13 protein-coding genes and 1 pseudogene are annotated in these 13513 nt (G+C 63.4%); 7 read left to right on the forward strand and 7 right to left on the reverse strand.

What is annotated here, in order from left to right; translation table 11 throughout:
• Nucleotides 1–134 precede the first annotated feature (134 nt).
• Nucleotides 135–1298 (reverse strand): glutamine-hydrolyzing carbamoyl-phosphate synthase small subunit, encoded by a 1164-nt coding sequence (gene carA / locus E6G92_05165; protein TMJ20718.1) that lies wholly within the window; start codon nt 1296–1298, stop codon nt 135–137.
• 137 nt (nt 1299–1435) lie between these two features.
• Here carA and E6G92_05170 point away from each other — a divergent pair, with 137 nt between their 5' ends.
• The 7 genes and pseudogenes from E6G92_05170 (at nt 1436) to E6G92_05200 (ending at nt 8705) form a co-directional block, all read left to right on the forward strand.
• A complete protein-coding gene (locus E6G92_05170; GenBank protein ID TMJ19195.1) occupies nt 1436–1888 on the forward strand; it encodes a GatB/YqeY domain-containing protein in 453 nt (150 codons plus the stop codon).
• Nucleotides 1889–2161: 273 nt separating this feature from the next.
• Nucleotides 2162–3982: a DNA primase gene (locus tag E6G92_05175; protein ID TMJ19196.1), complete on the forward strand. Its 1821-nt coding sequence runs from the start codon at nt 2162–2164 to the stop codon at nt 3980–3982.
• Between the two features lie 74 nt (nt 3983–4056).
• Nucleotides 4057–4323: a hypothetical protein gene (locus E6G92_05180; protein ID TMJ19197.1), complete on the forward strand. Its 267-nt coding sequence runs from the start codon at nt 4057–4059 to the stop codon at nt 4321–4323.
• 28 nt (nt 4324–4351) lie between these two features.
• Nucleotides 4352–6379, forward strand: a complete 2028-nt coding sequence (gene rpoD / locus E6G92_05185) for an RNA polymerase sigma factor RpoD (GenBank protein ID TMJ19198.1) — start codon at nt 4352–4354, stop codon at nt 6377–6379.
• Between the two features lie 28 nt (nt 6380–6407).
• Nucleotides 6408–6848, forward strand: a complete 441-nt coding sequence (locus tag E6G92_05190) for a hypothetical protein (protein TMJ19199.1) — start codon at nt 6408–6410, stop codon at nt 6846–6848.
• A gap of 362 nt (nt 6849–7210) precedes the next feature.
• Nucleotides 7211–7393: pseudogene (locus tag E6G92_05195) on the forward strand (RNA polymerase subunit sigma-70).
• A gap of 337 nt (nt 7394–7730) precedes the next feature.
• A complete protein-coding gene (locus E6G92_05200) occupies nt 7731–8705 on the forward strand; it encodes a restriction endonuclease (protein TMJ19200.1) in 975 nt (324 codons plus the stop codon).
• A 43-nt stretch (nt 8706–8748) separates the two neighbouring features.
• Here the strand turns inward: E6G92_05200 and E6G92_05205 are convergent, their stop codons facing one another.
• The 6 genes from E6G92_05205 to E6G92_05230 form a co-directional block, all read right to left on the reverse strand.
• On the reverse strand, nt 8749–9045 hold the full coding sequence (locus tag E6G92_05205) for a nucleotidyltransferase domain-containing protein (GenBank protein TMJ19201.1): 297 nt from the start codon (nt 9043–9045) through the stop codon (nt 8749–8751).
• On the reverse strand, nt 9042–9677 hold the full coding sequence (locus E6G92_05210; protein TMJ19202.1) for a hypothetical protein: 636 nt from the start codon (nt 9675–9677) through the stop codon (nt 9042–9044). Before E6G92_05210 ends, E6G92_05205 begins: the two co-directional genes overlap by 4 nt.
• Nucleotides 9677–10372: a hypothetical protein gene (locus E6G92_05215; GenBank protein TMJ19203.1), complete on the reverse strand. Its 696-nt coding sequence runs from the start codon at nt 10370–10372 to the stop codon at nt 9677–9679. Before E6G92_05215 ends, E6G92_05210 begins: the two co-directional genes overlap by 1 nt.
• 234 nt (nt 10373–10606) lie before the next feature.
• Complete coding sequence (locus E6G92_05220) at nt 10607–11029, reverse strand: hypothetical protein (protein TMJ19204.1); 423 nt, start codon at nt 11027–11029, stop codon at nt 10607–10609.
• Nucleotides 11030–11308: 279 nt separating this feature from the next.
• Nucleotides 11309–12973 (reverse strand): ATP-binding protein, encoded by a 1665-nt coding sequence (locus E6G92_05225; protein ID TMJ19205.1) that lies wholly within the window; start codon nt 12971–12973, stop codon nt 11309–11311.
• On the reverse strand, nt 12960–13472 hold the full coding sequence (locus E6G92_05230) for a hypothetical protein (protein TMJ19206.1): 513 nt from the start codon (nt 13470–13472) through the stop codon (nt 12960–12962). Before E6G92_05230 ends, E6G92_05225 begins: the two co-directional genes overlap by 14 nt.
• Nucleotides 13473–13513 lie beyond the last annotated feature (41 nt).

The following is a 13513-nucleotide window of genomic DNA, read 5'->3' on the forward strand; positions in this document are numbered from 1 at the left end:
CAAGCGCAGCGACGACCGGGGCAATCCACATTCGTCAGTTATGCGCGCAAGCTTGGCTTCGCGCTCTGCCGAACTATCGGCCGACTCCGGGCTTACGCACGACGCCGTCATGATTAGGAGAAATGCCGGCCGTATCACCGAAGCTGCTCCACGAACTTCTCGAACAAATACGTGCTGTCCTGTGGCCCCGGGCTCGCCTCCGGGTGATATTGCACGCTGAACGCCGGCCGGTCGGTCAGTGCGATGCCGCAATTGCTGCCGTCGAACAGGCTGACGTGGGTTTCGCGGACATTGTCCGGGAGGCTTTCGCGCTCGACCGCGAAGCCGTGGTTCATGCTGGTGATCTCGACCCGGCCGTCTTCCAGCCGCTTGACCGGGTGGTTGGCACCGCGGTGGCCCTGGTGCATCTTGGTCGTCTTCGCGCCAACGGCCAGGCCGAGGAGCTGGTGGCCAAGGCAGATGCCGAACAAAGGCTTGCCGGTTTCCAGCAGCTGACGGATCACCGGCACCGCGTACTCCCCCGTCGCGGCGGGATCGCCGGGGCCGTTGGAGAGGAAGAAGCCGTCGGGTTCGTGGGCCATCACCTCCTCGAAGGTCGATGTGGCGGGCAGAACGGTCACCCGCGCGCCGGCGTCGGCGAGGTTGCGGAAAATGTTGCGCTTGGAGCCGTAGTCGATCGCCACGACGTGAGGCAGCGCCTCGTCGTGTGCGCCCTCCTCATAGCCCTCGCCGAGCCGCCACTTTCCGCCCGACCACCGGTACATCTGTCGGCAGGACACCTCTTTCGCGAGGTCCATCCCCTCCAGGCCAGGCCAGGCCCGAGCCTTCTCAAGCAGCGCCGCAACATCGAACCGCCCGTCCTCGCGATAGGCGATCACCCCGTTGGGCGCCCCTCCCGTCCGGATCCTGCGCGTCAGCGCCCTGGTATCCACGCCTGAAATCCCGATCCGCCCGTTCGAGCGCATCCACTCGACGAAGCCCTGCGCCGCGCGGAAATTGCTGGGATCGGTCACGTCCTGCCGCACCACGCAGCCCAAAGCGAACGGATTGCCCGCCTCCAGATCCTCGTAATTGGCGCCGACATTGCCGATGTGCGGGAAGGTGAAGGTGATGATCTGGGCGGCGTAGGAGGGATCGGTCATGATCTCCTGATAGCCGGTCATCGCGGTATTGAAGCAGACCTCGCCGACCGCCTGCCCTTCCGCGCCGAAGCCCCTGCCCCAGATCGTGCTGCCGTCGGCCAGGACCAATACGCCTGTGGCCCCTTTAGGCGCAGGCGTTCTGGTGGCGTCGGCCATGGCGGCGGGCATCCTTGTCGAGATTGGCGATGTCGCTAAGGCTCGTCCGCTAGAGAGGGCGCCGGGCAGCGTCAATCTATTAAAAGGGAGCCCGTGCGTTTATGCTGGCGGTTTCCCGTTCAGCCCGCACGAGAGCCATGATTCGCGACACCATCAAAGAGGCGCTGGTCGGCGCCATGAAGGCCGGCGACGCCCCCAAAAGAGACACGATCCGCCTGATCCAGGCGGCGCTCAAGAACCGCGACATCGAGCTTCGCGGCGCCGCCAATGCGCCCGGGGACGACGTTCTGGTTACCGAGGTTCTGCAAAAGATGGTCAAGCAGCGCCGCGAATCGATCGACATGTACGTGAAGGGCGGCCGCCAGGAGCTGGCCGACATCGAGGCCGCCGAGGTTGCTGTGATCGAGGATTTCCTGCCCAGGCAGATGTCCGACGAGGAGCTGGCCGCGGCGGTGGATGCGATCGTCGCGGAGACGGGCGCGGCGAGCGTCAAGGACATGGGCCGGGTCATGGCCGTGGTGAAGGAGCGCCACGCGGGCCAGCTGGACATGTCCAAGGCCAGCCTGGCCGTGAAGGCGCGGCTGGGCTAGCACTTCGCGCGCTGCGGATGCCGCCCGACGGATCCAAAGCTGATCTCGCGATCTCTCTGGTTGGGCGGCCACTTCTCGAAAAATGGCAGAAATCTGCTATTTCTTCGACGTGCGAATTTCGCAACCTCGTGATACATAGCGTATTGGAATCGGAGTCGGCCTGAGCGCTCGGGCGGGTTGAAGGGGTGGTGCCCGCGCTATGATTTTTTTTGATGCCCGCCTTCGTTGCGGCAGTCCCGATTGCGCCCGTACGCACAACCTTGGGTCGGTCCAGTGAGTTTGACTCCCCAATTTCTTGACGAACTTCGCTTGCGCACCCCCTTGTCCGGTCTCATCGGACGGAGCGTAAAACTCACGAAGGCTGGGCGCGAATTCAAAGCCTGCTGTCCATTTCACAACGAAAAGACCCCCAGTTTCTACGTCAACGACGAGAAGGGCTTCTACCATTGCTTCGGCTGCCAAGCGCATGGCGATGCGATCCGCTGGCTGACCGACCAGCGCCGCCTTTCGTTCATCGATGCAGTGAAAGAGCTCGCCGATGCCGCTGGGATGGAGGTTCCCGCCGCTGATCCCAGAGCACAAGAGCGGGCTGAATTGGCCGCCGGTCTCTACGAGGTGATGGAGGCGGCCGCCGAATGGTTCAGCGAGCAGCTGAACGGAGTCGAAGGCAGCGAGGTGCGCGCTTATTTGGGGCAGCGGGGGATTGGCGAACCGACCCGCCGAAAATTCGGCTTTGGTTTTGCACCTGACAGTCGGGGTAAACTCAAGGCTGCCCTCAAGAGATTTGGGAATGAGAAGCTCGTCGAGTGCGGACTTCTCATTCAGCCGGATGAGGCAGGCAAAGAGCCCTACGATCGATTCCGAGGTCGGTTGATGTTCCCGATTCGTGACCCTCGCGGTCGGTGCATTGCCTTTTCAGGACGCATCCTGGGGCAAGGTGAGCCGAAGTATCTCAATTCGCCAGATACGCCAATATTCGACAAGGGCCGGACCTTGTTCAATTTCCATCAGGCGGGGCCGGCCAGCCGGAAAACCAAGCGGGTCGTCGTCGTCGAAGGACAGATGGACGCGGTTGCGCTCGACCAAGCCGGCATTGCGGAAGCGGTTGCCCCGTTGGGAACGGCCCTGACTGAGAATCAGATGGCGCTTCTCTGGCGTCTACTTGACGTCCCCATTCTTTGCTTCGACGGAGATTCCGCCGGCGAAAAGGCTGCCGTCCGCGCCGCTTACCGCGCTCTTCCAATCCTAGCTCAGGGCAAGTCGCTCGACTTCGCGGCCTTGCCCAAGGGTGAGGATCCGGACGACGTAGTCAGGCGCGGCGGTCGACCTGAGTTGGAAGCAGTGCTCGGCAACCGCACGCCCTTGGTGCAGGTGCTCTATAGAAGCGAGGTCAGCCGGGGCGAAACGGCGACTCCCGAGGCCCGCGCGTCGCTTCGTCTGCGTCTAAATGCTCTGGCCGAAACTTGCTCCGGCAAGGTGTTGCAGGACGAGTATCGCCGTGCGCTCAATGGCCTCTTCTGGGACGAGTTCGGCTGGAAGGGGAAGGAACGGAAGGTAATTGCCAGCTCCATTTTAAAAACTGGGCCGAGGGGAAACAGATACCTAATGAACCTGTTCGTCCGCTCAGCGCTTTATGGCCTGAGCTGCTTTCCGCAGGTCGTGGTTGCCCATACTGAAGCCGTCGGAGCCATCCAAATGGATCACTACGATCTCCAGACATGGCGTGAGACGCTCGTCGAAGCGGCGATCAGGAAGCCTTCGCTGGACGCTGACGGGATTCAAAATGCCCTTGATACGATCAAGATCAGTCCCACCCAACGGCTGGACATGCAGTACGATCTCCGATTTCCGCACATGCGCGCGCTGGTGCGACCTGAGGATGCGATGCGGCGATTAACGGGGCTGCTCGAATTCCTGAACGAAGAACGCAGCCTCGATGAGGAGCTTGCGAGCCTGAATGCAGCGGTCGTTCGGGACCCGACTTTGGCAAGCTATGACGCCATCGAGCTACAGCGCCAAGCAGTGCGTGAACAGCGAATGACGCTTCTGGAGAAGGCATATTCCTTGAGTCAGTTCGATGAGGCTGAAGGCTGATTGCTTAGGTAGAGAACGCCACGCTTGATCCGGAGGCGCTCAATACCATATTGGCCCAGCGTGGCGGGGCTGCTTTGCTGGAGGAGCTCGGCCGGAAACGAACTTTGGGGTTTTCCTTCACGCGACGAGATGCCGAGCCGGAGCGCGCCTGCCGCGACCTGGCGCTGGCGATCGAGACGCTGGCCGCACGGCCCGGGCTGGACGCTGCGCTGGCGGCGGCGACGGCGCGGCTGAAGGATGAAGGCGACGAGGCGGCCTTTCGGGAGCAGCAGCGGCTCCGGGAGGCGCGCGACGAGGCAGATACGCAGCTCGCGACATTGTTCGAGGCCGGCGGGGACTAGGGCCTGCAACCTGGATTAAGGCTGATAAATGGCGAAGACGAACACGGCGGAAACGGAAGAGAAGACGGAAGGCGGCGACGCCCCGCTCATCGACCTCAACGAAGCCTCCCTCAAGAAGCTGATGGCCCGCGCCAAGAAGCGCGGCTACATCACCTATGACGAGATCAACGAGGCCCTGCCGCAGGACCAGATGTCCTCCGAGCAGATCGAGGACGTGATGTCGGCGTTTTCGGAGATGGGGGTCAACATCGTCGAGAACGAGGAGGCGGACGAGGACGACGGGCCGGCGGAGCCGGACGGCGGGCTCGACGAGACCGGCGACGGGGTCGAGACGTTCGTGCTCGAGAAGAAGAAGGAAACGGTCGACCGCACCGACGATCCCGTCCGCATGTATTTGCGCGAGATGGGCGCGGTCGAGCTTCTCAGCCGCGAGGGCGAGATCGCCATCGCCAAGCGCATCGAGGCCGGCCGCGACACGATGATCTGGGGCCTGTGCGAGAGCCCGATCACCTTCAACGCGATCATCGAATGGTCGAACGCGCTCAACAACGGCCACATGCAGCTGCGCGAGATCCTCGATCTCGAGGCGATGCTCTCCAAGGGGCCGACCGCCGAGCAGGTCGAGGGCGCCGAGGAGGACGGCGACGGCACCATCTCGGAAAGCACCGCGGGCCCCACCTTCAAGGAGGAAGAGGAGCCCGAGGAGGCCCCCGCCGAGGTCGACGAGGACGAGGAGAATTTGCTCGAGCGGCGCGCCCAGCGCCCGGTCGAGGAGGAGGACGAGGACAACACGCTCTCGCTCGCCCAGATGGAGGAGACGCTCAAGCCCGCCGCGCTCGAAAAGTTCGCGGCGATCACCGACCTCTACAAGAAATTCTCGAAGCTCCAGGTGGCGCGGATGGACGCGATGAGCGCCGGCGCCGATTATCCCCCGGCCGACGAGCGCAAATATCACCGGCTCTCCGAGCAGCTCACCGCCGAGGTCGAGAGCGTCCAGTTCCACGGCGCGAAGATCGAATATCTCGTCGACCAGCTCTACAGCTACAATAGGCGCCTGACGACGCTCGGCGGCCAGATGCTCCGCCTCGCCGAGCGCCACAAGGTGCCGCGCCGGGCCTTCCTCGAAGCCTATATGGGCCACGAGCTCGACGAGGGCTGGGCCGAGCGGGTCTGCGGAATCGACCGGAAATGGACCGCCTTCTGCGAGGCCGAGCGCGGCGCGATCGAGCGCATCCGCGCCGAGATCGCCGAGATCGCCCAGGCGACCGGAATGAGCCTCGGCGAGTTCCGCCGGATCGTCAACCAGGTCCAGAAAGGCGAGCGCGAGGCGCGGATCGCCAAGAAGGAGATGGTCGAGGCGAACCTTCGCCTGGTCATCTCGATCGCCAAGAAATACACCAACCGCGGCCTTCAGTTCCTGGACCTGATCCAGGAGGGCAATATCGGCCTGATGAAGGCGGTCGACAAGTTCGAATATCGCCGCGGCTACAAGTTCTCGACCTACGCGACGTGGTGGATCCGCCAGGCGATCACGCGGAGCATCGCCGACCAGGCCCGCACGATCCGAATCCCGGTGCACATGATCGAGACGATCAACAAGCTGGTTCGGACCAGCCGCCAGATCCTCCACGAGATCGGCCGCGAGCCGACCCCCGAGGAGCTGGCCGAGCGCCTCTCCATGCCCTTGGAGAAGGTCCGCAAGGTGATGAAGATCGCCAAGGAGCCGATCAGCCTCGAGACGCCGATCGGCGACGAGGAGGACAGCCACCTCGGCGACTTCATCGAGGACAAGAATGCGGTGATCCCGGTGGATGCCGCGATCCAGGCCAATTTGAAGGAGACGGTGACCCGGGTGCTGGCGAGCCTGACGCCGCGCGAGGAGCGCGTGCTTCGGATGCGGTTCGGCATCGGCATGAACACCGATCACACGCTGGAGGAGGTCGGGCAGCAATTCTCGGTGACGCGCGAGCGTATTCGGCAGATCGAGGCGAAGGCCTTGCGCAAGCTCAAGCACCCCTCGCGTTCGAGGAAAATGCGGAGCTTCCTGGATCAGTAAGGCTCGTCTTGGCCTGACCCTCGGCGCGATGCTTTTCGCGGCCGCGCCGACTTGGGCTCAGGAAAGCGAGCTACCGGCCGATCTGGTTGAACAGATGGCGGCGCTCGCGCGCGAAGCCCTGCCGATGGCCCGACTTGAAGATGGATCGAATGTCCCGCCTGAAACCGAGGCCGAACGGTCCCGGCCGATCGTGCCACGAGCGCTCGAAGCACAGACGATCGAGCGCGGCATATTGACCGGCCGGATGGCGTATTGCGGGCTGGACTGGCAGAACCTCAGCTACCTGCCCTACATGCAGGCCCTTCGCCGGCGCTACCGGGGCAAGCCGATGGCCTTTGTCGGCCTTCTCCATGGAATCAGCCAGGAATGGACGACGGCGGCGATGGAGCAAGACCACGATGTGTGCACCGACGAGATGCGCACGAGGCTGACCGCCGAAGCCGCCGGGCGCCGGATCGATGTCCCGTAGGAGGATCGAGGCGAAGGCGCTGAGAAGCTGAGGCATCCGAGCCGGTCGCGGAAGATGCACAGCTTTTTGGACCAATAGGCTTTTCTTTGCGTCTTAGCGTCTTTGCGTGAGATAACCTCTTGAGTTCGGGCCTGCGGTGAGATCGGTTGTCGGTCTCACGCGAAGCCGCGAAGGCGCAAAGGAGGGAAGGATGGCAGGCGATGATTATCCGACTGAAGAAATGCTGAGGCGCGTTCGGGTCGGGTTCAATCTGCCGACCGGAATGGTGGCGCGGCTCGATCGCGAGGCGAAGCGGCGCGGCGTCACGCGCCAGGCGCTGATCACGATGTGGCTGAGCGACCGGCTGGACCGGGCGGCGTGAGCGCGAGGAGCGCGTGCTTCGGATGCGGTTTGGGATCGGGATGAACACCGATCACACGCTCGAGGAGGTCGGGCAGCAATTCTCGGTGACGAGGGAGCGGATCCGGCAGATTGAAGCCAAAGCCTTGCGCAAGCTCAAGCACCCTTCGCGCAGCCGAAAGATGCGCTCCTTCCTCGATCAGTGACCGAGCGCAGCGGCTGCCGGGGGCAGCCCTGAGCACTTCACGCAAGGCTCTTCCGCTTGTCGAGGCCAAGGCGTTGCGGATGCGGCACGCGCAGCCAGTCCGGGGGACTGGCGAGCATGACGCAGGAGCATCCGTCACGGTCGCGGAAGATGCTGAGCTTCTGGGATCAATGAGGCTAGGATAGGCTTAGTCAGCGAAGGCCATTCCGCCCTTTGGGCCTTGCCGATAGCTCGACCCTACCTCAGTTGCAGCAACTTTAGTCGCGCCAAGACCGAGAGCGCCATCGTCCAAATGAGTTGGCGTTGACTCACGCCCCTTCTGGCGCGACTCAAACAAGATGCTTAACTTTATCGAACTCCCAGCGGATGGCGTACGTTTCGAGCAGCTTGTACGTGAAATGCTCATCCGTAGCGGCTTTGAGGTTCATTGGACCGGCGTCGGTGCAGACGGAGGACGCGATCTAGTAGCCACAGAAAAGGTCCAAGGACTGCTGGCTCCCTTCTCACGCAAGTGGTTGGTCAGTTGTAAACACAAGGCGCATGGTGGTGGGTCCGTCGGCGTAAGCGACGTCACAGACATAACGGACGCCTGCAAAGCTGTGGGCGCCGCCGGCTTCCTTTTGGCGTGTTCAACACAGCCCACTTCCGGGGTTGTAAAACGACTGGAAGAGCTTCAATCGGAAGGCTCCGTCCTAACCAGCTTCTGGGATGGAGTCGAAATTGAGAGACGCCTCAATGTTCCAGAACTCTTTCCCCTTATACACCAATTTCTACCTGAAAGCGCCAAGAGCCAGCCTTGGAAGATTTTCGCGACTCAGTCGCCGTCTGTTTGGGCCGCCTATTATAAGGACTACTTCCTATATTTGAACTGCAGGATTGGTCATGCTTTTCCAGATCTTCGCGAAGTCGAATTTATCGCTTCCAAGCTCGAATCCATAGCCCTTCCAGGAGACGGGGATTCTCAGCACTATATTCGCCTTAGAGCAGTATACTTCGACGACAAGCACGAACAGTTCAGCGTCTTTGCAGACTATCTGTATCCTCATGACGATGTGGCATCGACTATCAAGCCGGCGGCATTAAATAAGGTATTGCAGTCCGGAATGGGACTCCATCAAGACGACTCGGGAATGTGGTATCTCACACATTGGGATATCCGATACGTGCCGACCCACCCCCACAGCGATCGCTTTCAGTTGGACGGGGCCGAGCACTACGATCGGTTCATGTCGAGCTTTACGGTCGGATTCGCACGAGAAGGCTGGATTGACGAGATTGAAGATCCTGACGAAGACGACGAAATTTCTTTTTAGGTTTTCCGTTGCGCGCCCATCCAAACACCCTTGTCGATGCCAGCTAGGGGGAAAATTTGAATAGTAGTCGGCAGCCTTGGCCGGATACAAAATTCAGTTCGGCTTCTTCCGCAGATGACATGAGCAGCAGATCGACCGGCGCGGCAGCACATACGGGCATAAGCAAGGCTCGCATTCGTGCAATATCTTCAGCGTTATCGCAAACGATCAAGATATCGACATCAGTCCAGCGAAAACTCGGCCGCAGTGCGGAGCCGAAGAGATAACCCTTTGTGGATGCCCTAGGCGCGACGACGGACACAGCCGCAGCGACATCAGCCAAAAGGGATTCGAGCGTCACCGACGCAGCAGGTCCGAAAGTCCGCGAGATTCGACGAGTTCCACCTCTAGATCTCGCGCTGCTTCCCGGGCCTGCGTGGTGATACGGCCCAGATTGTTGGTATGAAACAGGGCGTCGAAACTACCGTAACGATCCCAAAGCGTACGGACTTCATCAGCGGTCAAATCATACTCGTTTGAGATCGCAATATCGAGCACATCACCGCGTCCCCGCTGCACCCGCCAAACGCGGTCAAAAAGACGAGTTATGTGCGTCACCGAGCGGTGCTGTCGAAGTCGACGCTCGACATAGGCATATTCTCTGAAAACGTAGGTACGGGGGTCGGTTTCGCAGATTGCGCGGTGGATATCTCCCATCCCGCCGAACGCGATGTTTGCATTTTGCAGCGCCTCGATCGCCTCGCCGGTCCAAATAGCCTCTCTTGGAATATTTACGACGAAGCTCGGGTCGGAACTGCCATCGAGAAATTGTGCGACATCCTGATGGCCGACGCGAACGGAAGAGATCACTCCCAACTGAAACGTCGATTGAGGCGTGCGCTCGATCTCGATGAGATTCGACCCAAGCTGAGTGGTCGCGAAATCATCTTCCGCGAGCACCTTGGATACCCATGCTGCGGGTCCTCCGCCCATCAGTCACCCTCCATAATGACCTGCATCCCGCTCGGGTACTGCCTGCCACCGGTAACATCTTCAAGGTGGCGGGCAGCGAGATCGTCAACGTGCTGGCGGAAGGCCTCAAGCACGGCTCGCTCATCACCCTTCATATGATCGATATTAGCGTCTAACACCGCAATGATCTTGCGATTGTTGGGCAAGATTCGTGTCAACATTTTTCGCGTCCACACCTCTCGCGCGTTTCCTTCGCTATCGTACCGCGCGTCGGTATTCGGGCCGTATTCGTCCAGGATGTGTTTGCTCTCGAGCATAAGCGGTTCAATGAGGCGTCGTACCTCTTCCCGCGATGCCAGTTTGGTCGCTCCAAAGAGTCCCGCCAATCTCTCGACCCGTTCGCGCTTCCAATGCCGGATCAAAGCATCGGGGAAATCGTCCGGAGCTTTGTCGATGATTGTGTGGCAGTTGGCGCAGAGAAGAATGAGATTTTCGTACGTACCCCGTTCTTCCTCAGACAGTTCCGTATTGCCCCGGGGGCCAGCGTCGCTGGCGGCGAATATGTGAGCGAGTTCGCCAATGTGGACGTGGCCTGACGGCAGCTCAGTGAACAGTTCCCGCGAGCATCCAGGGTTCTGGCAAAAGCCAGCAGAGTCCGCAAAAAGCCGCAGCCGAGTGGGCTGGTTCGGATTTGCCCTCCCTCTTGAACAAGCCAAGGTCGCTTTCCCTCTATTTCTGCATTGCGCTTCCCAGATTTGGGGTGGCCATCTCAGTTTCACAACCGCTTGTGATGAGGCTCGGCTCGCACATCTCGAACCCGCCTCGGGACCATTGTCCCGTGACGTCGAACGGGCTCCGCGAACTTACTGTCCGCCGCCCCGCCGGCCGCGCCTGCGCGGCTCTTCGCCTAAGCACGCCTTTGCTGCGCAAAGACGTGCTTACGCTCGGCGCTACGGCAGCAACCGCGCCGCAATGATCTGCCGGGCCTCGATCAGGCAGGGATATTGGCTGAGGTGGCCGAAGCCGACGGGTGGCGGAGGATAACCCTGCGCCACGATCATGTGCCGCTCGCGGCCGACGAGCGTCACTTCGGCGCTGTAGGGCGCGGTCTGGCTGTCCAAAGCGGGGCTCGGGGCGAGCCGGGTCAGGTCCGCCACCGCCGTGCCGGTGAAATCGAGCCAGCAATGATCGAGCGACTGCCGCTCGAAGCCGAGCACGAGCGTTCCGGTGAAGGTCCGCTCGGGGCCGAACCCGCTCGGGCGCGGCTCGACATAGGGGAGCGGCGGCGGCGGCGCGGGCGGTGGAGCCGGCGCGCACGCGGCCGGCAGAGCGGCGAGGACGCAAAGCACAAGGCGGGCGAAACGCGGATTCATGACGACACTCCTGCTTGCTCGGTAAGGGGAAAGCTGGAGCCCGATCAAGCCGGGGGGCGAGGATCGAGGGGCGCTGCTCGGCGCTGGAGAACCGTCAAGGCACCATTGTGCCGTGATCCCGGATCCAGTCCGGGACAGGCAAACGGGTTCGCTCCGCTGAAACGGAGCGCCCCGCCGGCCGGGCGTGCCGCGGCTCTACGCCCAAGCTGCGGTTTGCTTCGCGGAAGATAAAGTGGATCCCGGATCAAGTCCGGGATGACGAAGGGGAGCGGCTCGGCGCTACAGCGCTCGCACGCGTGGCTCGCGCTGGACGCCTAGCATCAGTTCGGTGAGTGCCCACACCATCGCATCGGCCCGGTCCGGGCTCTTGCCAGGGCCCTCGTAATCAGCGCCGGCAATAATCCCGCAAAGCTCCGCCTCCAGCTCCGGAAAGCGCCCGTGAAGCACCACCTTGCCGGCCTCGAACAGCATCGCCACCGGGGCCGCGCGCTCGGCCTTGGAAAGCGTCGCGGTCACCGGGCGGACTCGCAGTTTCGGGTCGGCGGTGTGGAGGATGGCTTCGACCATTCGGCCGCCCTGGTTTTGTTCGGCGACGATGAGGATGGGGATGGGGTGGGAGCGCTTCTTGCCCTCGTTGCCGGCGCTTCGACTGCCTCGCAGGCGATCAGGATAAACGCGGCGTGGCGATCCGGGGTCATCCTCCTCGGGACTGGGCTGCCGCGCCCCTTCGGGGCCTGGGCCCCGGCCTTCGCCGGGGACCATGCTCCAGATCCTTGCCGCGTCGGCCACCGCTCGGGACCAGCCTTCGGGGGTGCGGCCGGTGACGCTGTGATCGGCGAGGACGTGGGCCCTGCCCTCGCTGTCCCTGGCGCAGACGATTATGCCGCAGGTGCCGCCGGCGGCGGGGGGATCGACGCCGATGACGATGCGAGTGAAGCGCCCTCTCTCCCCTCCGGGGAGAGAGTTGGAGAGAGGGGCTGGGGCGGCGGGCATAGGGTGCGGAGGCTTGGGGTCCCCCTCTCCCCGCTCGCCTTCGGCGAGTCGACCCTCCCCCCAGTGGGGGGAGGATGGGCGCCGGCACGTCTCCAGCAATTCCACCGTCCACAATTGCCCCGGCGAATCCGCGAGCAGCTCGCCGCCGAGTTCCTGGCGCCCCAGGCGGGTGCCGGCGTAGAGGGACTGCATGCGCCGGTTCCAGCGCTCGCTGTTGTGGGGGTTGCGGTGGGTCGGGCCGCCGATCACCACCGTGTCCGGGGCGGCCATGATCGCCGTCAGCACCGGGCCAGGGCGCGGGGTGGTGGTGACGATCGCGCGGGGATCCTCGCCGAGGCGAAGGCCGAGCTGGAGCATGTCCCAGGTCTCCTGCGCCTTCTCCCACTTGGCGAGCTCGTCGCACCAGGCGAGGTGGTGCTGGGGGCCGCGGAGCAATTCGGGCGAGTGGCCCGAGAAGAGCTGGGCCTCGGCGCCGCCGCGGAAACGGACGAGGCCGTGGCTCGGGCGCCATTCGCGGATGCAGTGGCCGGCGACCTCGAGCAAGCCGCTCGGCCCCTCGACCATCACGCGGCGGGCTTCGGCCAGCGTGGCGCCGACGAGGGCGATGCGCAGGCGCGTGCCGGGAGCAGCCGCCGCGACCTGCTGCTCGATCCACTTGGCGCCGGCGAAGGTCTTGCCGAAGCCGCGGCCGCCCATGACGACGCAGGTCGACCAGTCGGCGCCATCCTCGCGTTTCTCGGGCGGGAGCTGGCCCTCGTGGGCCCAGCTTTCGAAATCGCCGTCGAGGGCGTCGGCGTCCTCGGGCCCGAGCGCGCGGACCATCGCCTCGCGCACGTCCGGAGGGGCGTCGAGCAGGATATGGAGGATTCCGGTGCCGCGCGGGAAGCGGGGCGCGCGGTGCCACGGTTCGGGAAGCCGGCGGCCAGGGCGCCGGTGGCTAGAGGAGCCCACGCTGCCTCGCGATCGCCGAGAGCTTGGCGAGGATCGATTCGTGGACCTCGGCGAGGCTTCGGCGGCGGGCCGGCCAGGCCGGGCGGCGGCCCTCCCCCGCCAAAGCCGGGCGGTTCAATTTGGCGATGGCGATCGCCTCCTGGACACTCATGTTCGGCCAAGGGCATTCGGGCGGCGGCGGCTTGCCCGAGAGGACATGGTCGGCGGCCTGGAACAGCCCGTCCTCGATGCGGCCGCAGCCGATCGCTCGGGCATGGGCCTTCTTCTCGGCGAAATCCGGATCGCGGCGGGCGCGGGCGTAGATCGCCTCCCTGCTGAAGCCAGCCTTCTCGGCGGCGAGGCGGACGTTGTTGGTGGCGGCGAGCGTGTCGAGGAAGAGGCTTTCCGCCTCGTCGGTCCAGCGCGCGCCGGCGCTGTGGATGATCTGAGGCCCGTCCTTGCCCGACGCGCGGCGCCCGCGCCCCGGCGGCCCGCGGCGGGCGCTTTTCTTTGCGGCCATGTGAGTCGCACCTCCCGAAGTTCCCTACATGTGCCGTATTG

The sequence above is a fragment of the Alphaproteobacteria bacterium genome (assembly GCA_005883305.1).
In the GTDB taxonomy this organism is placed as follows: domain Bacteria; phylum Pseudomonadota; class Alphaproteobacteria; order Sphingomonadales; family Sphingomonadaceae; genus Allosphingosinicella.